This window comes from Streptomyces sp. MMG1533 (genome assembly GCF_001279775.1).
Lineage (GTDB): Bacteria > Actinomycetota > Actinomycetes > Streptomycetales > Streptomycetaceae > Streptomyces.
The window spans coordinates 63818-89237 of record NZ_LGDG01000247.1 but is presented as its reverse complement, the minus strand read 5'-3'; the positions used below and the strand labels follow the sequence as shown (position 1 = coordinate 89237).

Here is a 25420-nt window from a genome sequence, read left to right as displayed (position 1 = left end):
CGCCCCCAGGGGCGGCATCGGTGTTTCCGGGGCCAATCACAGCCTTCTCATGCTTCTCTTATTTCAGCCTTATCCCTTCATCACACGCCGTACCTACCTTGCGGCCATGTTCTTCACCTACCTGAGGCGCGAGCTGCGCCGCCGCAGAAAAGCGGCCCTCGTCGTCGCCTCCGGGCTCGCGCTGGGCATCGCGCTGGTCATCGTGGTCAATTCCGTGTCCTCCGGCATGGGCAGGGCCCAGGACAAGGTCCTCCAGTCCCTCTACGGCCTCGGTACGGACATGACGGTCACCAAGGCGGCCCAGCCGCAGGCCAGTGCCTCCGACCGCCCGCGCTTCCAGTTCGACGCGCAGGACGACGACTCCGGCGCGGAGCAGAGCACCGACCGCGTCATGGTGCAGGGCTTCCAGACCCTCTCCACCGCGACCGTCACCAAGGTCGGCAAGCAGACCGGCGTCTCGGGCGCGGTGGGCGGCCTCAGCCTGCAAGTCATCAAGGTCAGCGGCGAGTTCACCCGCGGCCAGTTCCAGCAGAACGGCGAGGGCGGCAACCAGCAGGGCGGCGCCCCCGGCGGACAGGGCGGCGGCACCGGCCAGCCGCAGGGCGAAGTGCAGGGCGGCGGCGCCAACTTCGACGTCAACAACTACTCCGTCTACGGCACCGACGTCACCGAGCCGGCCCTCGGCCCGCTGACCTCCTCGAAGATCACCAGCGGTCGTACGTTCAAGTCGTCCGAGACCGATGCCAAGGTGGCCGTCGTCGACTCGGCGTACGCCAAGGAGAAGAAGCTCAAGGTCGGCAGCACGGTCACCATCAAGAGCGTCAAGTACAAGGTGATCGGCATCGCCACGGCCGACAGCGGTGACGCGGCGGCCAACGTCTACATCCCGCTGACGCAGGCGCAGACGCTCAGCGACTCGAAGAACAAGGTCACCACGATCTACGTCCAGGCGACCGACTCCCAGAAGATCGACAGCGTCAAGTCGGCCATCCAGAAGAACATCTCGGGTACGACGGTGACGACCTCCGCCGATCTCGCGGACACGGTGTCCGGCTCCCTCTCCACGGCCTCCTCCCTCGCCACCAGCGTCGGCAGGTGGCTGTCGATCGCGGTGCTCATCGCCGCGTTCCTGGTCGCCGGTCTGCTGACCTCCTCGGCGGTGTCCCGCCGGGTGCGCGAGTTCGGCACGCTGAAGGCGCTGGGCTGGAAGTCGGGGCGGGTGACCCGGCAGGTCGTCGGTGAGGCGATGGTCAACGGCCTGGTCGGCGGTGCGCTGGGGATCGCGCTGGGTCTGGCGGGTGCGTACGTCGTCACGGCCATCAGCCCGACGCTGCAGGCGCAGTTGGGCGGCGGCACGGGCGGTGGCGGCGGTTTCGGGGGCGGTCCGGGCGGGGGCGGCGGCTTCGGCGGTGGCCGGCAGGCCGCGGCCAAGACCCTCGACGTCGCGCTCACCGCGCCGGTCAGTCTGACGACCATCGGTGTCGCGGTGGGGCTTGCCGTGGCGGGTGGGCTGATTGCCGGTGCGTTCGGTGGCTGGCGGGCGTCTCGCCTGCGCCCGGCGGACGCGTTGAGGCGCGTCGAATAACCACGGTTCGGTTGCAACCGGCGGGACTTGCCCCACTCGGGGGCGCGGGGAACTGCGCGACCAGCCCCAGGCGCCGGCAGCCGAACATCGACCCACATCACCCCCGAACCCCCAGGAGTCACCCACCATGTACGAACTCAGAAGTGTCACCAAGCGCTATACACGCGGCAAGGAAACCGTCGATGCCCTCGACGGCGTGGACCTCACGATCGCCGACGGTGACCGCCTGGTCATCCAGGGCCCCACCGGCGGCGGCAAGTCCACGCTGCTCCAGATGCTCGGCGGCCTCGACCGGCCCACGTCCGGTGAAGTCGTCCTCGACGGCACGGACATGGCGAAGCTGTCCGAGGCCCGGCTCACCAAGGTGCGCAGCGAGAACATCGGCTTCGTCTTCCAGAGCTTCAACCTGATCCCGACGCTCACCGCCCAGGAGAACGTCGAGACCGCCCTCGTTCCGCTCGGCGTGAAGGGAAAGGAGCGGCGCGAACGGGCCGCCGAGGCGCTGAAGTCGGTCGGGCTCGGCGAACGGCTCGGGCATCTGCCGGGCGAGATGTCCGGCGGCCAGCAGCAGCGCGTCGCCATCGCCCGTGCGCTGGTCAAGCAGCCGAAGGTGCTGCTGGCCGACGAACCCACCGGAAACCTCGACGAGTCGATGCGCGACGAGATCATGGACGTACTCGAGACGATGTGGAAGGAGCTCGGGCTGACCTTCATCATGGTCACCCACGACTCCGCGATCGCGAAGAAGGCCCCGCGTCTGGCGACGATCCGCAAGGGGAAGATCACGGTGAAGGAGAACGCCGCGTCATAGCGGCGAACTCGCGACGACGGGATTCGGAAATGGCCGGGGATATTCGCTTACCCGGCGATCGTGTAACAGACCCTTCCTGTGCGGCGCCTGTCTATTGAGGTGTCTGATCACCCCCCGGCATACTGCGAGTTCCGGGGGGTGCACGGGTGTGCGTGCGAGACCGCCCCCGGCCGGGTGAACGGGGAATTCACCTGGTACTTCTGCAAGGGGGAAACTTGCGCAGACAAGTGAAAAGAGCATGCGCGGCCACGATAGCCACGGCAGCCGCCGTGGCCCTGGCGGCGGGCATGACCAGCCCGGCGTCGGCGAAGCCCGAGCAGCGTGCGACCGGCGCTGCCCAGCTCACGTCGAACCACCGCATCACCCTGATCACGGGTGACCGCGTCTCCGTCGACTCCAAGGGCCGCGTGGTCGGCCTGGAGCGGGCAAAGGGACGCGAGCGCATACCCGTCCAGATCCGCAAGGTCGACGGACACACGCTCGTGATCCCGGCCGACGCGGCCCGCCTGGTCGCCACCGGCAAGCTCGACCAGCGCCTCTTCGACATCACCGAGCTCAACAAGGCGGCGACCCGCACCTCCCAGAAGAACGGCCTGAAGGTCATCGTCGGCTACAAGGGAGCCGCCGCCGCCACCAAGGCCGACGTCCGTGACGCGGGCACCCTGCGCCGGACCCTGAACTCCCTGAACGCCGACGCGGTACAGACCCCGCACCAGGACGCGCCGGAGCTGTGGGACGCGGTCACCAACGGCGACAAGACGGCCTCCGGCATCGCGCACGTCTGGCTCGACGGCGTCCGCAAGGCCACCCTCGACAAGTCCGTGCCGCAGATCGGCGCCCCCAAGGCGTGGGCCGCCGGCTACAACGGCAAGGGCGTCAAGATCGCCGTCCTGGACACGGGTGTCGACGCGACCCACCCGGACCTGAAGAACCAGGTCATCGCGGCCAAGAACTTCTCGACGTCCACCGACGACAAGGACCACGTCGGCCACGGCACGCACGTCGCGTCCATCGCGGCGGGCACCGGCGCCAAGTCCGGCGGCAAGTACAAGGGTGTGGCGCCCGGCGCGTCGATCCTCGCCGGCAAGGTCCTCGACGACACCGGCTCCGGCGACGACTCCGGCATCCTGGCCGGCATGGAGTGGGCGGCCGCTCAGGGCGCCCAGGTCGTCAACCTCAGCCTCGGCGGCATGGACACGCCCGAGGTGGACCCGCTGGAGGCGGCGGTCGACAAACTCTCCGCCGAGAAGGGCATCCTCTTCGCGATCGCGGCGGGCAACTCCGGCCCGGAGTCGGTCGGTTCGCCGGGCAGCGCGGACTCCGCGCTCACCGTCGGCGCCGTCGACGACACGGACAAGCTCGCCGAGTTCTCCTCGACCGGCCCGCGGCTCGGCGACGGCGCGATCAAGCCGGACGTCACCGCGCCCGGCGTGGACATCACGGCCGCGTCCGCCAAGGGCAGCCTCATCGAGCAGGAGGTCGGCGAGAAGCCGGCCGGCTACCTGACCATCTCCGGTACGTCGATGGCGACCCCGCACGTGGCCGGTGCCGCCGCGATCCTCAAGCAGCAGCACCCGGACTGGACGTACGCCGAGCTGAAGGGTGCGCTGACCGCCTCTACCAAGGGCGGCAAGTACACCCCGTTCCAGCAGGGTTCGGGCCGGATCCAGGTCGACAAGGCCATCAAGCAGACGGTGATCGCCGACCCGGTGTCGGTGAGCTTCGGCACGCAGCAGTGGCCGCACACCGACGACAAGCCGGCCACCAAGCCGCTGACGTACCGCAACCTCGGCACCAAGGACGTCACGCTCACCCTGTCCGCGACCGCCACCGACCCCAAGGGCCAGGCGGCTCCCGCGGGCTTCTTCAAGCTCGGCGCGACCAAGGTGACCGTCCCCGCGGGCGGCAAGGCGTCCGTGGACGTCACCGTCAACACCAAGCTGGGCGGCACGCTCGACGGCGCGTACTCCGCGTACGTGACGGCGACCGGTGGCGGCCAGAGCGTCCGTACGGCCGCGGCGGTCAACCGTGAGGTGCAGTCGTACGACGTCACCGTCAAGCACATCGGCCGGGACGGTCAGCCGACGGACGGCTACAACACCGTGCTCCTCGGCTACGCGGGCCTGGGCAACGGCCGGGCCTACCAGGTCCCGACGGTCGCCTCCGGCTCCACGACCATGCGGCTGCCCAAGGGCACCTACCTGCTGGACGCCTGGGTCATGAAGGACTTCGTGAACCTGGAGGGCGGCCTCGACTGGCTGGTCCAGCCGAAGCTGAGCGTCACCAAGGACACCTCGGTGACGATCGACGCCCGCAAGACCAAGTCGGCCGACATCACGGTGCCGGACGCGCAGGCCAAGCAGACGGCCGCGATGAGCAACTACTTCTACGAGCCGGCGGGCATCGGCATCGGCTTCGGCCTCGAGAGCTTCGCCGACCTGCGGATGGCCCACCTGGGCCCGGAGGCCGCCACCGGTCTCACACAGACCTGGAACGGTCAGTGGACCAAGGGGGCGAACGCCGAGTACGACGTGGCCACCACCGCCAAGGTCAAGAAGATCCAGGGCGACAAGGTCCGCCACTTCAAGGCGAGCGAACTCGCCACGGTGAAGAACAACCTCGGTGCCGCCGCCGCAGGCAAGTCCGGCGGGCTGGTCACCTGGGGCTTCTTCCCGGAGGACACGGTCCTCGGCTTCCCGGTGGAGCAGAAGCTGCCGGGTACGCGCACGATGTACCTCTCGACGGCCGACAAGATCCAGTGGACCTTCGATCTCGAGCAGTACAGCGGCAAGGACGCGGACGGCTTCCCGGTCGTCGACGCGTACTACACGCTCGGCGCCCCGCAGACCTTCAAGGCGGGCCAGAAGTACACGAAGACCTTCAACACGGCGGTCTTCGGCCCGCATCTGAACGCGGACTACGGGCTCTTCCGCGAGGGCAACAACATCTACGGGCTGCTGCCGCTGTTCGCCGACGGGGCCGGACACGCCGGTTCCTCGGACTTCACCTCGGTCGCCACCTCGCTGTACCGCAACGGCACCAAGGTCGGCACCAACGCCGACCCGCTGTTCGGCGAGGGATCCTTCAAGGTCCCGGCCGGTGACGCCGAGTACAAGCTGACCACCTCGGTCAAGCGGAGCGTCAAGGTCGCGGCCGCCTCCACCCGGATCGACGCGAGCTGGACCTTCCGCTCGAAGAAGCCGGCCGGCGACAACACGGCCACGCTCCCGGCCTCCACGGTCCGCTTCAAGGCCCAGACCGGCCTGGACAGCAAGGTCGAGGCGGGCAAGACGGTGTCGGTTCCGGTCACCGTCGAGGGCGCGGCCAAGGGCTCCAACCTGAAGTCGCTGTCGGTGTACGTGTCGTACGACTACGGCCAGACCTGGAAGAAGGTCACCGTCAAGGACGGCAAGATCACCGTGAAGAACCCGGCGAAGGGGAAGGCCATCTCCTTCCACGCCAAGATCGCCGACAAGAAGGGCAACAAGTCGACGATCTCGATCTACAACGCGTACTACGGCAAGTGAGCCGTACGACGGGTGAGTAGGCCCTGAGCGAAAGGCCCGCCGGAGGCACAGCCTCCGGCGGGCCTCTCGTGCTTCTGTGGGCGCATGACGACTCAGACGGTCGAGTACATCCGGTACCACATCCCCGAAGAGCGGTCGGCGGAGTTCCTGTCCGCCTACACCAAGGCCGCCGCCCTGCTGGCCGCGGCACCGCAGTGCGTCGACTTCGAGCTGGCGCGCTGCGAGGAGGACTTCGAGCACTACATCCTGCGCATCACCTGGACCTCGACCGAGGACCACCTGGAAGGCTTCCGCAAGTCGGAGCTCTTCCCCGACTTCCTCGCCGAGATCCGGCCGTACATCCCCAGCATCCAGGAGATGCGCCACTACAAGCCGACCACGGTCCGCGGCACGGGTTCCGCCGTCCCGACGCTGTACGAGTGGGCGGGCGGCGTGGAGGCCTTCGAGCGGCTGACGACGGTGTTCTACGAGAAGGTCCTCGCGGACGAGTTGCTGGCCGAGGTGTTCGCGGGACTGGCTCCCGAGCACGCTTCCCATGTCGCGCTCTGGCTCGCCGAGGTGTTCGGCGGCCCGTCCGACTACTCCGAGACGCAGGGCGGGCACGGGCACATGGTCGCCAAGCACATGGGACGCGGGATCACCGAGCCGCAGCGCCGACGCTGGGTGAATCTGATCCAGGACGCGGCGGACGAGGCGGGCCTGCCGACGGACGCCGAGTTCCGCTCCGCGTTCCTCGCCTACGTGGAGTGGGGCACGCGACTGGCCGTGTACTTCTCCGGTCCGGACGCGAAGCCGCCGGCGGAGCAGCCGGTGCCGAAGTGGACGTGGGGGGCGGCACCGCCGTACCAGGGCTGACGCGGCCACCCTGACGCAGCACAGGACGTGCTCGTCCTCGTTCGCCGCCGAGGTCCCGGCCAGGGTCGGTGGCCGTAGCGGGGGCGGCCGCCACCCTGCGCGGTGTCGGCCGGTGCATAGGATCCGCTCCATGACCGACGCCCTCGCCACCACGATCACCGCTGTCGTCGGTGTCCTCGGAACCCTCTTCGCGCCCGTCCTCAGTCACCGGCTCACCAAACGGCAGCGCGCCGAGGAGATCGAACTCGAGGAGAAGAAGCGGGCGTTCGAGGAGCGGCGGGACGCATACACCGCGATGAACAGGGCCTCGCGGCAGTTCCACACCCTGCTGAAGGACGCCCTGCACCGGCTGCGCGACGACGTCTACGGCGACCAGGAGCGCGAGCAGCTGGAGGAGGCCCGCCGCGACTACCGCGACCGGTACGCCGAGGCGCAGATGGTGGTGCCGGAGCGGATCATGGAAGCCTCACGGTCCGTCAACGAGGTGCTCGCCGACATCGACGCCGTCGCCAAGCGCCTCGACCGGGGCCGGGCCCGGGAGGGTGAGAGCGCACAGCAGGCGCTGCTCGACCTGAAGGCGGCCGAGCCCCGGCTGAGCGCGATGCGGCGGGTGATGCGGGAGGATCTGGGTGTGCGGAACTGAACACGGTACGACGTCCATGGCCGCTGAACCGCCGTGTCAGGCCTGGGGCGTCGTCGACTGCGTGCCCGAGCGCGTCGCGTCCGTGCCCCAGCTCGCCAGCAGGCGCAGGGCTTCGGCCGACGGGGAGCCCGGTTCGGCGTGGTAGGTGATCAGGGTCTGCTCCTGGTCGTCGATCAGCCGGAACGTCTCGAAGGAGAGCTCGAGGTGGCCGACGAGCGGATGCTGCATCCGCTTGACGCCGTAGCTCTTCTCCTTGACGTCGTGGGTGGCCCACAGCCGCCTGAACTCCTCGCTCTTCACGGAGAGTTCGCCCACCAGCGCGGACAGCCGCGGGTCGTCCGGGTGACAGCCCGCGTCCAGGCGCAGATAGCTGACGATGTCGGTCGCCTTCTGCTCCCACTCGACGAACAGCTCGCGGTACTCCGGCTTCAGGAACGTCATCCGCGCCCAGTTCCGCTCCTGCGGCGGCAGCTGCGACCAGTCGCCGAAGACCGCCGCGGCCATCCGGTTCCAGACGAGGATGTCGGAGCGCCGGCCCACGACGTACGCGGGAATGCCGTCCATGGTGTCCAGCAGCTGCCGCAGCGCGCCCCGCACCTGCTGGGTGCGCACGCCCTGCTTCTTCTTGTGCTGCTTGGGCTTCGCCAGATGCGTGAGGTGGGCGTGCTCGGCGTCGGACAGCCTGAGCGCGCGGGCGATGGCGTCGAGGACCTCCGCCGACACGTTCCGCCCGTTGCCCTGCTCCAGGCGTGTGTAGTACGCCGCGGACACCCCGGCCAGCTGGGCCAGCTCCTCCCGGCGCAGCCCCGGCACCCGGCGGTGCCGCCCGAAGTCCGGCAGCCCCACGTCCTCCGGCTTCAGCCGGGCCCGCCGGGTGCGCAGGAACTCGCTGAGCTCGGCGCGCCGGTCCAGGGACCCGCCGGTCTCGGGGGAGGGGTCCTGTGCGGGTTCGGGCTGTTCGTCCATGCCTCCAGTATTCACGGTCGTACGCACACCAACCTGACCCCGCCAGTGGTAGGACCGGTGGACGTAGGCAGAGCCGTGGTCTGGGTGAACGCCGATCGGTCGGGCAGGCTGATCTCCGTGCCCAGCCGGAAGGCAGCCGGGCGCGACACCACTGCTAGGAGAACCCCGGCATGACCACTGTTGCTGCATACGCCGCACCCGCCGCCAAGGCTCCGCTGGAGCGCACCACCATCGAGCGCCGAGCGGTCCGCGAGTTCGATGTGCTGATCGACATCAAGTTCGCCGGCATCTGTCACTCCGACATCCACCAGGTCCGCGAGGGCTGGGGCGAAGCGATCTTCCCGATGGTCCCGGGCCACGAGATCGCGGGCGTCGTCTCCGAGGTCGGCCCCGGTGTCACCAAGTACAAGGTCGGCGACCGCGTGGGCGTGGGCTGCCTGGTCGACTCCTGCCGTGAGTGCGACAACTGCAAGGCCGGGCTGGAGCAGTACTGCACCGGCGGCAGCGTCGGCACGTACAACGCGCTCGGCAAGGACGGCGAGCCCACCTACGGCGGCTACTCGGAGAAGATCGTCGTCGACGAGAACTTCGTCGTCCGCATCCCCGACGGCCTGTCCCTGGACGTGGCGGCGCCGCTGCTGTGCGCCGGCATCACCACGTATTCGCCTCTGCAGCACTGGAACGCGGGCCCGGGCAAGAAGGTCGCCGTCGTCGGCATGGGCGGCCTCGGTCACATGGGCGTCAAGATCGCGCACGCGCTCGGCGCCGAGGTCACGGTCCTCTCGCAGTCCCTGCGCAAGAAGGACGACGGCCTGAAGCTGGGCGCCGACCACTACTACGCCACCAGCGACCCGAAGACCTTCGAGGAGCTGGCCGGCACCTTCGACCTGATCATCTCGACGGTCTCCGCCCCGCTCGACTTCGGCGCGTTCCTCTCGCTGCTGAAGACGGACGGCGCGCTGGTGAACGTCGGCGCCCCCGAGGAGCCCATCTCCCTCAACCTCTTCTCGGTGATCGCCGGCCGCAAGACCCTCGCCGGATCCGGCATCGGCGGCATCCAGGAGACCCAGGAGATGCTGGACTTCTGCGCGGAGCACGGCATCGGCGCGGAGATAGAGCTGATCGGCGCCTCCGAGATCAACGAGGCGTACGAGCGGGTGCTGAGCAGCGATGTCCGGTACCGGTTCGTGATCGACACGGCGACGATCTGAGTCTCGCCGTACGAGCGAGGGCCCCGGGTGTTCCGGGGCCCTTCATCGTGCCGCCGTACGACGGCCCAGCAGCCACAGCAGATACGGCCCGCCGACCAGGGACGTGAGCGCGCCGACCGGGATCTCCAGCGGGGGCAGCAGGGTGCGGGCCGCGAGGTCGGCGACGACCAGCACGAACGCGCCGGTCAACGCCGAGCACACCAGAGGCAGTTGGGGCGTCCGGGTGATCCGGCGGGCCAGCTGGGGTGCGGTCAGGGCGACGAAGCCGATCGGTCCCGCGGCGCCGGTCGCCGTGGCGGCGAGCACGACCCCCAGCACGGTGAGGCCGAGGCGGGCCCGGTCCACCCGTACACCGAGTGCGGCCGCCGTGTCCGGGTCGAGCCCGAGCGGCCGTACTGCCCGGCTCGCCCACACCAGCGCGGGCAGACACAGCAGCAGTACGACGGCCAGGGGCCCCGCCTGCTCCCAGCCGCGCCCGTTGAGGCTGCCGGTCAGCCACAGTTTGATCTGCTCGGCGGCCTCCAGCTCGCTGTCGGTGAGATACAGCTGGACGATCGCGGACAGCGCGACCCCGATGCCGACACCGGTGAGCACGAACCGGCTCGGCTGCATGCCGCGCCGCCACGCCAGTACGTAGACGAGGGCGGCGGCGCCGAGCCCGCCGGCGACGGAGACGGCGGGCATCGCGCCGGGTGAGCTGACGGTCCCGGTCGCCAGGGCGAGCACGGTCGCGGCCGCGGCGCCGTGCCCGACGCCGATCACGTCCGGGCTGGCGAGGGGGTTGCGGGTCACGCTCTGCACGAGCGCCCCGGAGACCCCGAGCGCCGCCCCCACGAGCGCCCCCAGCACGATCCGCGGCACCCGCAACTCCCCGACGACCAGGTCGTACGGCCCGGATCCGGTGCGCAGGGTGCGCCAGACCTCGGCAGGGGAGACGTACGTCTGCCCGAGACAGGCCGAGGCGAGCATGACGCCGACGAGGAGCACGAGGAGGATCACGGCGGCTGCTGCGGAGCGGCGGTGGAGGAGGAGGGAGACGCGGGGGCGGGGGCGGAGGATCGTCATTCCGGGGGTGGTCGTGGGCGTTGTCCTGTGAGTGGTCGTGTTCGCCGTCCCGCGGGTGGCGGACCCCGCCGTCCCGTGGGTGGCGGACCCCGCCGTCCCGTGGGTGGCGGACCCGGCCGTCCCGTGGGTGGTTGTCCCCGCCATCCCATGGGTGGTTGTGCCCGCCGTCCCGCGCGTGGCCGACCCCGCCATCCCGCGGGCATGCGTGCCGCCTGGGGCGGCACGGGTGGGCGCGGGCGGCACCCCGTGGCGCCGGGCTGCGCCACCCACCCGCCGGCACCAGCGCCGGGCGCCCTTCACGCGACGGCTCCCTTACGCCGTACCAGCACCACCAGCACCGGCACCCCCACCAACGCGGTCATCACCCCGGCCGGCACCTCCGCAGGAGCCCGTACCACCCGCCCCGCCACATCCGCGCCCAGCAGCAACACCGCCCCGAGCAGCGCGGACAGCGGCAGCACCGCACGATGCCCCCCGGACACCAGCCGTCGGGCCAGGTGAGGCACGGCGAGGCCGACGAAGGCGATCGGACCGGCGGCGGCGACCGCGGCAGCGGTCAGCAGGGTCGCCCCCAGCGCCGCCGCCCCCCGCACCAGCTGAACCCGGTGCCCCAGCGCCCGCGCCGTCTCGTCCCCCAGCGCCAGCGCGTCCAGCCCGCGCGCACAGGCCAGCACGAGCAGCGCCCCGGCCGCCAGGAACGGCAGCATGCGTACGACGGTGTCCGCGTCCCGCCCGCTCAGCGCGCCCACCTGCCAGAACCGGAACTGGTCGAGCGTGGCGGAGCTGGAGGTCAGGACGACGGTCGTGGCCCCGGCGGTCATCGCGGACAACGCCGTACCCGCCAGCGCCAGCTTCACCGGCGACGCCCCGTCCCGCCCCCGCGCGGCGATCGCGTACACCAGACACGCGGCGACGACGGCACCGGCGAAGGCGTACCAGACGTACCCCCCGAAGCCGTTCGCCAGCCCGAACCCGATGGCGAGGACGACCCCGGCCGCGGCGCCCTGGCTCAGCCCGAGGATGCCGGGATCGGCGAGCGGATTGCGGGTGACGGCCTGGAGCGCGGCGCCCGCGACGCCGAGCGCGGCACCCGCAGTCAGTCCGACCTCGGTCCGCGGCACCCGAAGCGACCGTACGACCAGGGCGTCCGGCGAGCCCCCGCCGTGCAGCAGGGCGTCGAACACGGCCGGCAGCGGTACCGCACGGGTGCCGACGGCGAGGCTGAGCATGCCGACGGCGGCCACCGCGAGGACGGCCGCCGGCCAGGCCAGGCGTTTCGGGCTCACTTGCCGATGTGCTCGGCGAGCTGTCGTATCACCAGACGCGCGGCGGTCGGACCGGCGTTGAGGTACCAGGGGTCGTCGTCGACCTTCACGGCCTGCCCCGCCTCGACCGCCTTCATCGACTTCCACAGCGGCCCGGCCAGCACTCCCCCAGAGGGGGTACCCCCAGCGGCGTCGGTCTCGGACGCGTCGCCCTGGACGGAGTAGAAGATCCAGTCACCGTCGGCGGTGTCGATGCTCTCCGGGCCGATGTCCTCGGAAATCGCCTTGAACTGCTGCGACTTGGGCCGCGACAGCCCCATGTCGACGGCGATGGACCCGGTGAAGGAGGAGACGCCGAACATACGGGTGCGGTCCGGGGTGAACCGCACCATGGAGACGGTGGGACCGCCGAGGTCCGCACCCTTGTCGGCGGCGTCGGACGTGATGTCGTCCAGCATGTCCCGGGCCGCCTCGCCCTTGCCGACGGCCTCGCCGACGAGGAGCAGGTCGCGCTTCCAGTTGATGCCGTTGCCGGCGGTGATCACGGTGGGCGCGATCTTCGACAGCTTGGGGTAGAGGTCGCCGAGCGAGTCGTTGGCGAGGATCAGGTCCGGCTTGGCCGCCGCGAGGGACTCCAGGTTGGGCGCCTGCCGGGTGCCCGCGTCGGTCATGCCGGCGAGCTGCGACTTGTCCTTCGGGAAGGCGTCGGCGAGGTAGTCGGGTACGAGCCCGGCGTTGTCGGCGCGGGTGGTGGCCGTCGGCACGATCCCGAGGGACAGCAGGTCGTCGAGCTGACCCGTGCTCAGCACGGCGATCTTCTTCGGCTCGGCCTTCAGGGTCGTCTTCCCCTGGAAGTGGGTCACGGTCCGCGGGAACGTCCCGTCGGTGTCCGTGTCGGCACCCATGCCGTCGGCGAGCGCGCTCGGCGCGGCGGACGGCCCCTCCGTGGCCCCCTCGGAGGCGCCCATGACGGGGTTGCGCGCGGCTGCCTTCTCCGCGCTCCCGTCACCGCCGTCCGAGGACGAGCAGCCGGCGAGCAGCCCTCCGACAACGGCCGTGGCCAGGACGGCCTTCACTGCTACTGCACGCACGACGACTCCGACGATGTGGTGGTCCACCGATGGTTCCGGCACCGTTGCACTCGTTTACCAATGAACCGGTTTGCTAAGGCAAGGCTTACCTTAACCGGTCGCGGAGTATGGTCGGTACGGAGGAGGCCCGCACTCGGCGCGAGGAGGTCCGCACGATGACCGTCCACCTGAACCACACCATCGTCGCCGCACACGACAAACACGCCTCGGCCCGATTCCTCGCCGACATCCTGGGCCTGGAGGTGCTGCCCCAGTACGGCCCCTTCATCCCGGTCGAGATCCCGAACGGCGTGACCCTCGACTACCTGGACACCACCGACTCCATCACCCCGCAGCACTACGCCTTCCTCGTCTCCGAGGAGGACTTCGACACGATCTTCGCCCGCGTCCGCGAGGCCGGCCTGACGTACTGGGCGGATCCGTACCATCGCCGTGCCGGGGAGATCAACCACAACGACGGCGGCCGGGGCACGTACTTCGACGACCCGAACGGGCACAACCTGGAGATTCTTACGCGGCCCTATGGCAGCGGGGATTGATGTTCGGCCGGTCCCTGCCGGTGCGTTTCTCAAGGTGCGGTTCGGCCGGAAGAAACCGAACTGCCGTCGCTTCCGCCCCTTCTTCCTCCCTGAGTGACAAAGGGAAGATCCGCGACCGGATATAGGCCGGGAGTGGGTCCCGTTTTCCATCGGAGTGCTAGCCATCCTGGTCATCGCTCCGGGATAGTGAATACGGCTGTCGGCAGGGAGGCCGTGATCGTCGTGATCGGCCGCCGGCCAGGGCGCAGGCGGGGGTGTGCAGCGTGATCACCTATCAAGATTTCGAAATTTCTATCGAGCCCACGAGACCCGATAGGTATCGAGCTTCGGTGCGTTCCCCGGTCGGCGAGTACAAGACCGAGAAGGACTTCAAGCTGCCGTCCGTCCTGGAGTTGGAGAATTTCCGGCTCAAGGTGAGTCGATCGAGGGGTGAGGGCACGCGCGGCCCGGGAAATCCCGAGCTGGCGCCGCTGAAGGACTTCGGCGGGCGGCTCTACAAGTCGTTGTTCCAGGGGCCGTTGAAAGTCGCACTGGAGAGCAGCCTCAGGGAGGTCGACCGGGCCGGTTGCGGTCTGCGCATCCTGCTGCGGCTCGGCGCTTCGGGAAGAATCTCGGAACTTCCATGGGAATTCTTGTACGACTCGGACCGCAGACGCTTCTTCGTCCACTCCCGGTGGACCCCGCTGGTGCGCTACCTGGAGATGCCCGACCGTCCGAATCCGCTCACGGTGCAGGCACCGCTTCGGGTGCTCGTCATGATTTCCAGCCCCAACGGCCTGGCACCCCTGGATGTGGAGCAGGAATGGAATCAGGTCAACCAGGCTCTCGCCGAGCTGAAGGCCGCCGGCCAGGTCTACGTCGAACGACTTGAGGGCGCGACGCTGACCCACCTGCATCGACGCCTGCGGCATGGGAAATTCCACGTCTTCCATTTCATCGGGCATGGCGTTTACCTGCCGGACTGGCAGGACGGCGTGCTCATGGTGGAGGACCCGAACGGGAACGGACGTAAAGTAACCGGTGAGGAAATCGGTGGGATGCTCCACGATCGCGGCATACGGCTGGCGGTGCTGAACGCCTGCGAGGGCGGCAGGGGGAGCGGCAGCGATCCGTTCGCAGGTCCGGCGCAGAGCCTCATCCAGCAAGGCCTGCCGGCCGTTGTGGCGATGCAGTTCGAAATCACTGATGTCGCCGCCATCGCGTTCGCCCGCGAGTTCTATCAGACCATCGCCGACGGCTATCCATTGGATGCGGCAGTCTATGACGGGCGCCGCGCGATTCTCAGCGAAGTGAACAACTTCGAGTGGGGCACTCCGGTGCTCTATTCGCGAACCCATGACGGCCGGATCTTCGACGAGGTCGCGCAATCCGGTCCTTCCGAGGCGGCGACCGTCCCATCGGGACAGCAGCGGCCGCCGCGCCCGGAAACGGCAACGGAGCCGGGCGGTCGCCACCCTCGCTCACCGCGTTCCGAGACCGTGCGGGAGCCGGAGGGGAAATCGGAGTCGGCCGAACAGGACGGTCCGGCGGCCTTGATCAGGCGGGCCGTCGGCCATCGTGAACTCGGCCGGCACGATGAGGCGTTACTCGATCTGGACCGGGCGCTGACACTGGAACCGGACGGTACGGCGGCGCTCGTCGAGCGCGGTGCCCTCCTCGCGGCCCTCGGGCGCAACGACGAGGCACTCCGGGACCTTGACCGGGCCCTGGTACTCGAACCGGACAACACGGTGGCGATCCTTGAACGAGGCGCCGCCTACTGGGGGCTCGCCCAGTATCGCGCCGCGCTGCGCGACCTCGACCGGCTGCTGCGGCTGGAACCGGACAACGCCTCCGCGCTGCACGGCAGGGGAGCCACGTACCAGGAGCTGGGGCGTCACGAGGAGGCGTTGCGGGACCTCGACCGAGCAGTGCAACTGAAACCGGAAGATCCGTACGTACTCACCGCCCGAGGCACGGTCCACCTGGCCACCGGGGACCAGGACGCCGCGTTGCGCGACCTCGATCGCGCGCTGCGGCTGGAACCGGACAACGTGATGGCCCTCGTCCTTCGGGGAACGGCCTACCGAAATCTCCAGCGCTATGACGATGCGTTGCGCGACCTCGACCGGTTGCTGAGGCTGGAACCAGACAACGCCTTCGCGCTGCACGGCAGGGGAGACACGTATCGCGAGCTGGGACTTTACGGGGAAGCGCTCCGTGACCTGGACCGAGCCCTGGAGTTGGAACCCGACAACGCGCAGGCACTGATCACTCGGGGAACCGTCTACCAGACTCTCGGACAGGACGCCGCGGCGGTAAGGGACTTCAACCGGGCGCTCGCGCTGGATCCCGACCTCACTCCCACGCTGCCCGGAGAGAGCGCACCCCACTCGGTGCCGGCCTCCGACTCCGATGGCCGACAGGCCTGGGTCCAGGCGTACGAGGTGGACTATGACGACATCTCCGCGCGCCCGGTCGACGGAGGGCAGTACTGGGAACTGGCCCGTTATGGCGAGGCGCTCAGGGATTTGAACCAGGCCGCCGAGCAGGACGCGAACGAGGCATTCCTGCTTCGCGACCGTGCCATGTCCTACTTGGAACTCGGGCGCTACGAAGAAGCCCTGAACGACCTCGACCGCTCATTGGAGCTGGACCCCGACAGCGCGGTCGCCGTGGGATATCGCGGGCTGGCGTACAAGGCACTTGGAGATTACTCGAGAGCCCTGTTGGACTTCGATCGCTCGATGGGGCTCGACCCAACCATCGACTGGGTGCAGGAACAGCGGGCAATCCTGCTGGGAATGCTCAGCTCCTAATCGCGTCAAGGGGGAATCGCGATGGCACTTGTGGGCACCGGGAGGGTCTGGCCGGGACGGTCCGACTACTACGACGTGGTGCTGCGCGCCTACGTCACGTACAGCATCTACGTCCTGCCCGAGCGGTCAAGCGTGGATTTCGACGTCCGCGTCTACGACGAGAACGACAACCTTGTGGCGTGGGACCTGGCACCCGACAGTGATGCCGCATGCACGGTGACGCCGCGGTGGACGGGTAATTTCCGGATCTTCGTCGATTCGGCGCGAGGCGTCGGCAACTACACGATCTCGATCCAACCTTGAAGCGGTCTGGTGGGCTCACGGGCGTAGGTGGGTGAGCAGTTCGTCAGCCACTGATTCCCGATTGCCCACCGCCCACCGGCCCACCGCCCTGCCATGTGACCCGTTGGAATCAGGCCCGCAGACCGTTGAGCCCGTCGTAGGCGGACATGACGATCTCCAGTCCCCGATTGTCGTCCGCGGGTTCGCGCATCTGGTTCGTCACGTACGCCACCGCCATCCGGGCCTCGGGTTCGATCATGACCAACGAGCCGCCCCAGCCGCCCCACCCGTAGGTGCTGCCGAACAGCCCGTACCCCAGGCCATAGCGCACCGGCATGCCCAGGATCCGGTCCTCGCCGTGGAACTGCTCCTCCCAGGCCCGGTCACAGCCGGCCTGCGACAGCAGCCGCTCCCCACGCACCGCTCCTCCGCACGCCATCACCGACTGCACGAGGGCGACCGAGCGGGCATTGCCGAATCCGCTCCCCGCGGGGATCTGCGCGCGGCGCCAGGCGACGCTGTTTCCGTCGCGGACCCGTATCCCGGTCGCGGCGGACGGCTTCGCGTTGCCGCCGGGCGCACTCGCGGTGTAGTCCTCGTCCCGGGACGGCGGCGGGACCGTGAGCGCCACGCGGTGGTCGTGCTCGGCGGACAGCCCGATGTGGAAGTCGGCGCCCAGCGGTCCGGCCACCTCGTCGGCGAAGTACTCGCCCACGCTACGGCCGGTGATCCGGCGTACGACCTCGCCCACGAGGAATCCCTGCGTGACCGAGTGGTACCCGGCCGCGCTGCCCGGCTCCCACTGAGGCGCCTGCCCGGCCAGCCGTGCCGTGGCGGACGGCCAGTCGTAGAGCTCGTCGACCGGCCCCTCCCAGTCGGGCAGGCCCGCGGTGTGCGCGAGCAGGTGCCGCACCAGCACCTTCTCCTTGCCCGCCGCGGCGAACTCCGGCCAGTACCGGGCGACCGGCGAGGCGAGGTCGAGCTCGCCACGGTCGGCCAGGACCAGCGCGCACAGCGCCGTCATCGTCTTGGTGACGGACCAGACGTTGACGATCGTGTCCCGCTCCCACGGGACCGTACGGCCCGCATCGGCGAACCCACCCCACACGTCCACCACCGGCTCGCCGTCCACGAAGACCGCCACCGAGCCGCCCGCGTCCCCGGCGTCCAGCAACGCGGCCAGCGCACCGGGCACGGCCGTGAACAGATCGTCGTACGAGCCCTGAATGTCAGCCATGGGCGGTATCTAGCCCCATCGGGCCATCAGAGGCAACCGAGTTTCCCATCCGGGCCCACCCGTTGAGCGCTCCAGTCGCCACCGCATGCAAGTGAGGAAATGGACACTGGAGTGCGTCGGGAAGCTGAGGCGCACGGAGCATGCCGACCCGAACCATACCGGCGTCTCCGACCCGCGTGACCGCACGCACGACCTTGGCCGGCAGTCGCGCCCCTCGCCGCTGATGATCGGCATTGACAATTCGAAGGTCGACGCCCGTGCAGTGGGGCATGCCGGTTGAGGGAGTCACGGGAGCAACATCCTATGCCAACGCTGATCACAAGATCTTTTGAGAATGTATCCCCGAGAGCGCTTAAGAACATGATTGACTGGAAAGCGTATCTGGGTAAGAGTCGGGCTTCCGTATGCGCACATTGCCGTTCCGATTCCATTGATTGGCCGGGGGAACGAAATGGAATTAATCATCGGTGTAGCGTCGAGCGTATTGGCGAGTGCGTTAATAGCCCTGGCTGTCTACCTGTATCCAACCGCCCTTAGAGTCACCGGTCGCGGAGTCCGCAATATATCCGGTTCATGGACCTACTATCAATTCTCGTCCAATGGAAGGAACCGACCCAGTGGCGAAGTAGTGATCAGGCAATGGGGTACACGCGTCTGGATGAGTTTCTCCGTGGCGCGGAGACTCAACGGCACCCAGTATACGGATTCTGCAGTTCACCACTTCAAAGTGCGAGCACGTTGGCGAAGTGACGAACTCATAGGCACCTTCACAGAACCGCATGCCCGACACCGCAGGGGGGTGTTGGTTCTTCACTGGCGCAGCCCCATGTTGGTAGGGAAGAGTATGTACGTCGAGAATAATCCCACTCAGGCATCTGTTCAAGCAGTCGATTCCAACTGGGTTACTGTGCACGACGTCAGACTCTCACGGTCGGGAACTGGGCGCGGAAGATGACATTGCGAGATTCTCAGGAAATGCCAAGGATTCTATACCTGCACGGCTTTGCGACAGGTCCGAAAAGCCGTAAGGCGCGCATTTTCGAAGCCGCCTGCGAGGCGAATGGCATCGATTTTTTATGCCCAGACCTAAACCTTCCGGATTTTGCACGCCTATCTTTCCCTGCCATGATCGAGGTGGTGGTCAACCTGCTGAACGAACACGACAACACCTATGCTGTCGCAAGCAGCATGGGGGCTTCGGTCCTCGTCGGCTCGATGATTGAGTTGCGAAAACGAAGCCCGGACGGAGATCTGCCGTTAAAGGCGATGGCTCTACTGGCCCCGACCGCCGACTTTCGTTCATCGCTCCTTAGAATGATAGGATCCAAGCAAGCGGATGAATGGCTAGAAAGAGGATGGAAAAGCTTTCCTCATCACGCCGTGAATAGAAGCATCGCTGTATCTCATGAGCTTCTTGACGCGTACTCGGCGCCCACCTCCGACGAACTTGACGCCATAAACATACCGGCGATCATCATTCACGGCGCCAAGGATGATGTGATATCCCGAGATGATGCCGAGCTCTTGCATGAAATGTTGCCCGATTCCACTCTAATTGAGGAATCGGAAGCGGATCATAGACTCTCACAAATGGGGGCAAAATCCTGGGATCGAGTCGCTTCTTTCTTCTCTGAGAAGTCGGATTCCGGTTTCATGCAGTCCTCGGAATCCGGTTTCAGGTTCGGTCTCTACACCTCTCGAGATCTGAGTAAGATGCCTGATTTCGTGGCAGAGGCTACGGAAATTATAGTTTCTTCTTACGGCCCCCTCAGTCATCCTAGGGATGTTCTTGTCCGTAGAATGACAGAGGATCCGGGGATCTTGGTCTGGGCTCGAGATGGATCGAGAATTGTCGGATGTTCACAGGTAAGAGCTGATGGAAAGTGGGGGGCATGTGGAGTACTTCCGAGATATCAAGGAAGGGGATTAGGTCGCCGACTTGCCCGACTGGGGCAACGCCAGATAACAGAGCAATTAGTGGAAGTCGGAAAGGCGAGCCACTCCGCACTCCGCCTTGTGCTGGGTTCCGGTTTTCGCCCCGTCTATGATAAAACTACCGCAGTTTCAGTACTGCGGTCTTCGGTGAGACAGGAGATCGAGATAATCGAGGTTGACAAGCTAGGTGTTGTATATCGCAGGCAGAGGGAGCGGGGGGATGACACAGGGCCGCTACGGCTTTGTACTTTTGGATATCGCGACGGTTTGGTCTGACGAAAAAATAGGCACGTCTCAAGCGCGTTGATGTGCGATGCATTTCACCAGGTTGCCCCGACTTGGGTTTAAGTCGTCCGTAAGCTCTTCTTGCTCTCCATCATTGTGCCGCTGCAGAACAAGCCCTCCACGGCACTAGGGCAATAACTTGCGTAAAGCATTGGAGTGCTGACTGACCATGCGTGTGACTGGGCTCGGACATGCAGGGCTGTTCATCGAGACAGTCGCCGGATCAGTGCTGTGTGACCCCTGGGTAAACCCCGCATTCTTCGGCTCATGGTTCCCGTTTCCCGACAACAGCGATCTTGATTGGGCCTACTACGGACGGGCCGCCGACTACCTTTACATCTCGCACCTGCATAGGGACCACTTTGACGCAGAAAATTTGAACAAGCATGTGCGGAAGGACGCTACAGTGCTCCTACCCGCGTTCGCGACCGCGGAGTTGGAGCGTGAACTGCGTGAACTGGGGTTCACGGAATTCCTGCGCACACGGAGCGGCTCGCCCGTGGACCGAGACGGGCTGCGGATCATGATCACTGCTTTGGCGGGACCCGGCGATGGTCCCATCGGCGACTCCATGCTGGCGCTGGACGATGGCGAGACGGTACTGCTGAACCAGAACGACGCACACCCGCGAGATGTTCAGGCAATTCATGCGTTCGGGGAGGTTGATGCGCACTTCCTGCAGTTCTCCGGAGCAATCTGGTTCCCCATGGTGTATCAGATGCCGCAGCGTGCGAAGCGGGAGTTCGCTGCTCGCAAACGACAGTGGCAGTTCGATCGCGCGCTGCGCTACATCGACGCATTACAGGCAAAGCATGTGTTTCCCAACTCGGGGCCACCGTGCTTTCTCGACCACGACCTATTCGACCTCAACGGCACAGGGCTCGACGGAGAGAGTATCTTCATCGACCAGCAGCAGTTCCGTGAGCAGCTCGCCAAGAAGCTACCGAAGACGTCTACGCACCTACTCCTCCCGGGAACCGTCACCGAAGTGCGCAAGAATCACTTCAATCTCACGCACCGTCACACTCCGGAGCGGATTGAGCTGTTTTTCAGTAACAAACGAGAATACCTACAGGATTATGCTCGCAGGCAACAGTCCCGTCTCTCAGCCGAACGTGCATCTCGCTCTCCAGCGCTGCCACGGGAACAACTCATTGCGGCGCTGAAACAGTGGTGGGAACCGCTACTGGCCCGCGCAGACCACATCTGTGCCGGCGTCGGCGGCCCGGTGCGGCTGGACATCGGTGACGTCCCGATCGTGATCGATTTCCCCACGCGACAGGTTCGCCAATGGGACGGAGAAAAATGCCGCTACACATTGTCTACCACCGGAGATCTGGTAGCCACCAACATCGCGCGGCGTGAGCCCGACTGGTCCAATAGCCTTCTGCTCTCGCTGCGATTCCGCGCGAATCGGATCGGCCCCTACAACGAATTCGTTTACATGTTCCTCACTTGTCTTTCCGTCGAGCGCATCGACTACGTCGAGAGCTACTACCGTGCCAGGCAGGAAAACGACGAGGACATCGTGCTCGACAACTGGCGCGTACAGCGCCGCTGCCCGCATCTCCAGGCCGACCTTAGCCAGTTCGGGCGGATTGAAGACGATGTGCTCACGTGCACCATGCACGGTTGGGACTACCACCTTCCCACCGGCCGCTGCCTGGTCGCGGATGGCCGCGATATTCGCGCCGCACCCATTGGGCGGCAGGACCGGGGTGGCGCCGCGCCTGGCCCAGGTGCATGAGGTCATCGTCGCCGTGCGTACCGATGCCAGTGCCGGAGCATCGAGCACGTTGTCCGGGAAGGTGGTCGCATATCCGGACGCCGCCGCCAGCTCATCGCGCTCACGCAACACCTTTTCCGGCGAATCGGGCAGGCTGTGACCGTGTTCCGGTTTGGGGACTGACCAGGGCGCCGATCGCATTCCAGAGCTCAGCCATGGCAGCCCACCCCCTACAGCCCTGCCGAGAGGATTGATCGAGGCGGTGGCCTCACTCTTCGACAGGAGTAATGCCCGTCGGGCAAGACGCCCCCAGTTCGTCTCGAACGGGTCACTCAGCCTGACCCCCGTCCCGGCAGGCTCTGCTGTCATGTGACCCGTTGTCTCAGACGGCGACGCCAGGTATGAGCGCCACCAGTCCTGAGAGGAAGCTGCCTGCTGCCGCGAGCGTGACGAGGGTGGCCTTGCCGTCTGAGAACAGCCCGGAGCAGAACTCACGCACACGCCGCCGGAAGATCAGCATCTTGAGTTTCTGCCAGCGGTGCTGATGGATGTGGCAGCCCATGAGAATGCCGGTCGCGTTGTTGCGACAGCCATCCGCTCGTCCTCTGACCGGAGCCCCGCAGGTCACCGGGGCTTGGAAGAAGGACCAGAGTAGGACCACCGCGGACAGGGTGATGATCACCGCTGGGCCCGCTGCTTCATTGATCCATGCCGCGATGAGGAGGGCGCCGGCCAAGACGCCCCACCACTGTCCTAAGCCGCCGAGCCGACTGCTCTTTGCCCCCGAAGTCGTCATGTCTGTAATCGTCGGGCGGGACGAATCATGCCGGGCGCGGGCGGTATGACCGAAAGCAATTCCAGGACGGCTGATGCCGCACAGCTGGATCAGCCTGACGACGCGCTGACCGGCTGTGCCGTCGTACTGTCCGGCGGTCGGCAGCGCATCCGGTCCAGGGGCGCGAGGTTGCAGACCTACCATTCTGTGGTCTCCGGCGCGGGCGCGACCCCGGTGGGACAGGACGCGAGAGATTGAGCGTTCGGCGGCCTCGCCGGCGTGGGGGTGGACAACAGGTCGGTGCGCTTCTCGCCGTGGCCGGTGGTCCGTGACCGCAGGGCCGGTCGGACCGGCACGGAATCGCCTGGAACCCTCGCGCGTTGAGGAGGGTGGGCGTGGGATGCCGTTGGTGTGCCGGCCGAACAGCCCGAGTGACCGAGCTGACAGATATGGGAGGGCCGCAATGGCTGGGCAGACGCAGAGGGCCGTGCTGGCGGGCGGATGCTTCTGGGGGATGGAGGAGCTGATCCGCCGACTTCCGGGCGTGACGGCGACCCGGGTGGGATACACCGGGGGCGACGTGCCGAACGCGACGTACCGCAACCACGGCACGCACGCGGAGGCCATTGAGATCCTTTTCGACCCTGCGAAGACCGACTTCCGCGCGATCCTGGAGTTCTTCTTCCAGATCCACGACCCGAGCACGAAGAACCGCCAGGGCAACGACATCGGCCTCAGTTACCGCTCGGCGATCTACTACGTGGACGACGAGCAGAAGCGGATCGCCGAGGACACGATCGCGGATGTGGACGCCTCCGGCCTGTGGCCGGGCAAGGTCGTCACCGAGGTGGAGCCGGTGGGCCCCTTCTGGGAGGCCGAGCCCGAGCATCAGGATTACCTGCAGCATTACCCGGACGGCTACACCTGCCACTTCCCGCGCCCGGGATGGCGGCTGCCCGCCCGCGCCGACGGTTGACCGCGAGGCGGCCCGGCGGACGGCGGAGGCTGACCGGCGGAGGCTCCGCAGCCCGCCGGGCCGCGCTTGCCCTACACAAGCGGTACACAGTCGGGGCAGGCCGCCCAGCTCGTCACCGTGCCGCCCAGCTCGTCACCGTGCCGCCCAGCTCGTCACCGTGCGTCGCGTAGCTGAAGAAGGTATGCCGCAGTCAGCGCAACGGCACGGTTCCCGTCGTGCGACAGCTCCACGAGGGCGTCTGCGGCCGTGCTCCCCGGGATGTCCGCCAGCGCCTGGGTCAGCCGTACGCGTGCAGGCGCGTCAGTGGTGTCGTGGGCGAGGCGGTCGACGAGCCTGGTGGCGATCTGATCCGCCGTCGCGGTGTCGCTCGACAGCATGCTCAGTGCATCGGCTGCATCGGTGTCGTTCCTTCCCTCCACGATCAGGTCGATGAGTGCCGGGACCGCGTCGGCGACTCCACGCGTCCCGAGCGCCAGAGCCGCATGGCCGCGGACCACGGCATCGGGGTTCGCGAGGACGTCCCGCAGCCGGGCGGTGGCCTCGTCACCGGGCATCTCGGCGAGGGACCGAACGGCACGTTCCCGCACCGCGGCCACCGGTGAACCGAGGCCCTCCGCCAGCAGTGCCGTGCCGCCGTCGCCCGATCGCGCCAGCGCCCATCGAAGGGCTCCGGCGACGTTCGGCTCCGTCTCCCGAAGTACCGCCTCGACCAGGGCCTCCACCGGCACCGGAACCTCGTCGACCGAGGAAAGGGCCGCGCGCTGGCGCGCGGCAGCGCTCTTCGACCCCAGCGCCTGGAGGAACGCGACGGCCTGGAGGACGTCCTCCCAGCCGGCGGGTTCCGCGGCATCGATCCGGCGGAGCCGCGCGAGCAACTCGGTCTCGGCGGCGATGCGTTCGCGCGTCTGACGGATGAGGTCGTCGACGAGCGCCGAGGGCGTGAAGCCGGGATCGTCGAGCGCGCGTCCGATCTCACGCAGCGACAGTCCCAGTGACCTCAGGCTCTCGATGTGGAAGATCCGCCGGATGTCCTCGCCGGAGTACTCCCGATAGCCGGAGCCCGTACGACCCGAAGGCCGCAAGAGGCCGAGCGACTCGTAATGCCTGAGCATGCGGGCACTGACCCCGGACCGTCGCGCCACCTCACCGATCAACACTGCCTATCGTCCTTCCTGGCCGGACCCACCGAGGGCCACGACGCGCTTCGCCTCCTCGACGGCGAACTCGAATCCGGCATCCGGGTCGCGCAGCAGCAGTTCCGTGGCGAGCGCGTGCGTGCGCACCCGCCGGTCAGGGGCCGTCGTCGCAGCACTCAGGGCCGGCTGAACGACCTCACCCAGCGCGACCAGCGCCCGGCTGAGACTCAGCTGCGTCTCCCGCTCCCCGCGCCCGAGCTGCGTCGCCAGCACCGCGGCCAACCCGGACTCCTCGCCTTCCGGCACGAGCACGACCGCGGTCCGCCAGGCGCTCCGCGCCACCTCGTCGTCGGCGTCGGACAGGAGCCCCCGTGTGATCGCCGGCCACCCATGCGGGTCCCCGATCTTGGACAGCGTGTGCAGGGCCTGGCTCCGTGCCTGCGCACGCTCCGAGCGGACTTCGCGGAGCAGCTCGGGGAGCGTGACGGACACCGGGTGGCGGGTGAGCGCCCAGGTCAGCATGTCGCGGACGAAGAACTCGGGCTCGATCGCGCATCGCTCGATGAGCTTGTCGACGTAGCGCGCGTCCGGCGTCGTGCCGACCGCCAGTGCCGCCCGCAGTCGCACGGACGAACGGCCGTCCTCCAGGCCCTGGAGCGCTCGTATCGCATCCGTGTCCTGTCTCGCGGTCATCGGGACCACCTCCTTGGCA

Annotated in this window: 20 protein-coding genes; 12 read left to right on the top strand and 8 right to left on the bottom strand. The window is 67.5% G+C overall.

The genetic code is table 11. From position 1 onward, the window contains the following. Positions 1-106: 106 nt before the first annotated feature. The 5 genes from ADK57_RS34605 to ADK57_RS34585 all read left to right on the top strand — a co-directional run bounded on the left by ADK57_RS34605 (position 107) and on the right by ADK57_RS34585 (position 7421). Entirely contained in the window at positions 107-1585 is a 1479-nt protein-coding gene (locus ADK57_RS34605; protein WP_053753621.1) for an ABC transporter permease, read from the top strand. A 127-nt stretch (positions 1586-1712) separates the two neighbouring features. Next, on the top strand, positions 1713-2396 hold the full coding sequence (locus ADK57_RS34600; RefSeq protein WP_053753620.1) for an ABC transporter ATP-binding protein: 684 nt from the start codon (positions 1713-1715) through the stop codon (positions 2394-2396). Between the two features lie 287 nt (positions 2397-2683). Beyond that, positions 2684-5923 carry a S8 family peptidase gene (locus ADK57_RS34595; protein ID WP_234390497.1) on the top strand — a complete coding sequence of 1080 codons (3240 nt, stop codon included), beginning with the start codon at positions 2684-2686 and terminating at the stop codon, positions 5921-5923. An 84-nt stretch (positions 5924-6007) separates the two neighbouring features. After that, the gene (locus ADK57_RS34590) at positions 6008-6778 is read left to right on the top strand and encodes a group II truncated hemoglobin (RefSeq protein ID WP_053753618.1); all 771 of its coding nucleotides are present in this window, start codon (positions 6008-6010) and stop codon (positions 6776-6778) included. Between the two features lie 130 nt (positions 6779-6908). Beyond that, entirely contained in the window at positions 6909-7421 is a 513-nt protein-coding gene (locus tag ADK57_RS34585; RefSeq protein ID WP_053753617.1) for a hypothetical protein, read from the top strand. A 36-nt stretch (positions 7422-7457) separates the two neighbouring features. On the opposite strand, the gene ADK57_RS34580 is transcribed toward ADK57_RS34585, so the two are convergent. Beyond that, the gene (locus ADK57_RS34580; RefSeq protein WP_053753616.1) at positions 7458-8387 is read right to left on the bottom strand and encodes a helix-turn-helix transcriptional regulator; all 930 of its coding nucleotides are present in this window, start codon (positions 8385-8387) and stop codon (positions 7458-7460) included. A 170-nt stretch (positions 8388-8557) separates the two neighbouring features. Between ADK57_RS34580 and ADK57_RS34575 the strand changes: the two genes are divergently transcribed. Then, positions 8558-9598: an NAD(P)-dependent alcohol dehydrogenase gene (locus ADK57_RS34575; protein ID WP_053753615.1), complete on the top strand. Its 1041-nt coding sequence runs from the start codon at positions 8558-8560 to the stop codon at positions 9596-9598. Positions 9599-9640: 42 nt separating this feature from the next. Here ADK57_RS34575 and ADK57_RS34570 read toward each other — a convergent pair whose 3' ends face one another. The 3 genes from ADK57_RS34570 to ADK57_RS34560 all read right to left on the bottom strand — a co-directional run bounded on the left by ADK57_RS34570 (position 9641) and on the right by ADK57_RS34560 (position 13019). Continuing rightward, positions 9641-10663, bottom strand: a complete 1023-nt coding sequence (locus ADK57_RS34570) for a FecCD family ABC transporter permease (RefSeq protein ID WP_053753614.1) — start codon at positions 10661-10663, stop codon at positions 9641-9643. A 296-nt stretch (positions 10664-10959) separates the two neighbouring features. Further along, positions 10960-11949 carry a FecCD family ABC transporter permease gene (locus tag ADK57_RS34565; protein WP_053753613.1) on the bottom strand — a complete coding sequence of 330 codons (990 nt, stop codon included), beginning with the start codon at positions 11947-11949 and terminating at the stop codon, positions 10960-10962. Next, entirely contained in the window at positions 11946-13019 is a 1074-nt protein-coding gene (locus tag ADK57_RS34560; RefSeq protein ID WP_053753650.1) for an iron-siderophore ABC transporter substrate-binding protein, read from the bottom strand. The genes ADK57_RS34565 and ADK57_RS34560 overlap by 4 nt, the downstream gene beginning before the upstream one ends. Positions 13020-13174: 155 nt before the next feature. Between ADK57_RS34560 and ADK57_RS34555 the strand changes: the two genes are divergently transcribed. The 3 genes from ADK57_RS34555 to ADK57_RS34545 all read left to right on the top strand — a co-directional run bounded on the left by ADK57_RS34555 (position 13175) and on the right by ADK57_RS34545 (position 16659). Next, positions 13175-13558: a VOC family protein gene (locus ADK57_RS34555; protein WP_053753649.1), complete on the top strand. Its 384-nt coding sequence runs from the start codon at positions 13175-13177 to the stop codon at positions 13556-13558. A gap of 263 nt (positions 13559-13821) precedes the next feature. Further along, on the top strand, positions 13822-16356 hold the full coding sequence (locus ADK57_RS34550) for a tetratricopeptide repeat protein (RefSeq protein ID WP_159050203.1): 2535 nt from the start codon (positions 13822-13824) through the stop codon (positions 16354-16356). Positions 16357-16377: 21 nt separating this feature from the next. Continuing rightward, positions 16378-16659: a hypothetical protein gene (locus ADK57_RS34545; RefSeq protein WP_053753611.1), complete on the top strand. Its 282-nt coding sequence runs from the start codon at positions 16378-16380 to the stop codon at positions 16657-16659. A 109-nt stretch (positions 16660-16768) separates the two neighbouring features. Here the strand turns inward: ADK57_RS34545 and ADK57_RS34540 are convergent, their stop codons facing one another. Continuing rightward, the gene (locus ADK57_RS34540; protein WP_053753610.1) at positions 16769-17875 is read right to left on the bottom strand and encodes a serine hydrolase domain-containing protein; all 1107 of its coding nucleotides are present in this window, start codon (positions 17873-17875) and stop codon (positions 16769-16771) included. 951 nt (positions 17876-18826) lie between these two features. Here ADK57_RS34540 and ADK57_RS48190 point away from each other — a divergent pair. Together ADK57_RS48190 and ADK57_RS34535 are read left to right on the top strand one after the other, a co-directional pair. Further along, positions 18827-20086, top strand: a complete 1260-nt coding sequence (locus tag ADK57_RS48190; RefSeq protein ID WP_078973508.1) for a YqiA/YcfP family alpha/beta fold hydrolase — start codon at positions 18827-18829, stop codon at positions 20084-20086. Between the two features lie 178 nt (positions 20087-20264). Beyond that, on the top strand, positions 20265-21842 hold the full coding sequence (locus ADK57_RS34535) for a Rieske 2Fe-2S domain-containing protein (RefSeq protein ID WP_053753609.1): 1578 nt from the start codon (positions 20265-20267) through the stop codon (positions 21840-21842). A gap of 361 nt (positions 21843-22203) precedes the next feature. Here the strand turns inward: ADK57_RS34535 and ADK57_RS51635 are convergent, their stop codons facing one another. After that, positions 22204-22617, bottom strand: coding sequence for a hypothetical protein (locus ADK57_RS51635; RefSeq protein WP_063786057.1), 414 nt, complete (start codon positions 22615-22617; stop codon positions 22204-22206). A 442-nt stretch (positions 22618-23059) separates the two neighbouring features. On the opposite strand from ADK57_RS51635, the gene msrA reads away from it, so the two are divergent. Further along, complete coding sequence (gene msrA, locus ADK57_RS34525) at positions 23060-23572, top strand: peptide-methionine (S)-S-oxide reductase MsrA (RefSeq protein ID WP_053753608.1); 513 nt, start codon at positions 23060-23062, stop codon at positions 23570-23572. A gap of 152 nt (positions 23573-23724) precedes the next feature. On the opposite strand, the gene ADK57_RS34520 is transcribed toward msrA, so the two are convergent. Together ADK57_RS34520 and ADK57_RS34515 are read right to left on the bottom strand one after the other, a co-directional pair. Then, complete coding sequence (locus ADK57_RS34520) at positions 23725-24729, bottom strand: MerR family transcriptional regulator (protein ID WP_053753607.1); 1005 nt, start codon at positions 24727-24729, stop codon at positions 23725-23727. Between the two features lie 3 nt (positions 24730-24732). Continuing rightward, positions 24733-25401: a HEAT repeat domain-containing protein gene (locus ADK57_RS34515; RefSeq protein ID WP_053753606.1), complete on the bottom strand. Its 669-nt coding sequence runs from the start codon at positions 25399-25401 to the stop codon at positions 24733-24735. Positions 25402-25420 lie beyond the last annotated feature (19 nt).

Coding starts and splice junctions, on each gene's coding strand:
- ADK57_RS34515 (WP_053753606.1), bottom strand. CDS start 25,401: ATGACCGCGAGACAGGACACGGATGCGATACGAGCGCTCCAGGGCCTG.
- ADK57_RS34595 (WP_234390497.1), top strand. CDS start 2,684: ATGACCAGCCCGGCGTCGGCGAAGCCCGAGCAGCGTGCGACCGGCGCT.
- ADK57_RS34590 (WP_053753618.1), top strand. CDS start 6,008: ATGACGACTCAGACGGTCGAGTACATCCGGTACCACATCCCCGAAGAG.
- ADK57_RS34555 (WP_053753649.1), top strand. CDS start 13,175: ATGACCGTCCACCTGAACCACACCATCGTCGCCGCACACGACAAACAC.
- ADK57_RS34535 (WP_053753609.1), top strand. CDS start 20,265: ATGCGTGTGACTGGGCTCGGACATGCAGGGCTGTTCATCGAGACAGTC.
- ADK57_RS34545 (WP_053753611.1), top strand. CDS start 16,378: ATGGCACTTGTGGGCACCGGGAGGGTCTGGCCGGGACGGTCCGACTAC.
- ADK57_RS34600 (WP_053753620.1), top strand. CDS start 1,713: ATGTACGAACTCAGAAGTGTCACCAAGCGCTATACACGCGGCAAGGAA.
- ADK57_RS34580 (WP_053753616.1), bottom strand. CDS start 8,387: ATGGACGAACAGCCCGAACCCGCACAGGACCCCTCCCCCGAGACCGGC.
- ADK57_RS34585 (WP_053753617.1), top strand. CDS start 6,909: ATGACCGACGCCCTCGCCACCACGATCACCGCTGTCGTCGGTGTCCTC.
- msrA (WP_053753608.1), top strand. CDS start 23,060: ATGGCTGGGCAGACGCAGAGGGCCGTGCTGGCGGGCGGATGCTTCTGG.
- ADK57_RS34605 (WP_053753621.1), top strand. CDS start 107: ATGTTCTTCACCTACCTGAGGCGCGAGCTGCGCCGCCGCAGAAAAGCG.
- ADK57_RS34570 (WP_053753614.1), bottom strand. CDS start 10,663: ATGACGATCCTCCGCCCCCGCCCCCGCGTCTCCCTCCTCCTCCACCGC.
- ADK57_RS48190 (WP_078973508.1), top strand. CDS start 18,827: ATGACATTGCGAGATTCTCAGGAAATGCCAAGGATTCTATACCTGCAC.
- ADK57_RS34540 (WP_053753610.1), bottom strand. CDS start 17,875: ATGGCTGACATTCAGGGCTCGTACGACGATCTGTTCACGGCCGTGCCC.
- ADK57_RS51635 (WP_063786057.1), bottom strand. CDS start 22,617: ATGACGACTTCGGGGGCAAAGAGCAGTCGGCTCGGCGGCTTAGGACAG.
- ADK57_RS34575 (WP_053753615.1), top strand. CDS start 8,558: ATGACCACTGTTGCTGCATACGCCGCACCCGCCGCCAAGGCTCCGCTG.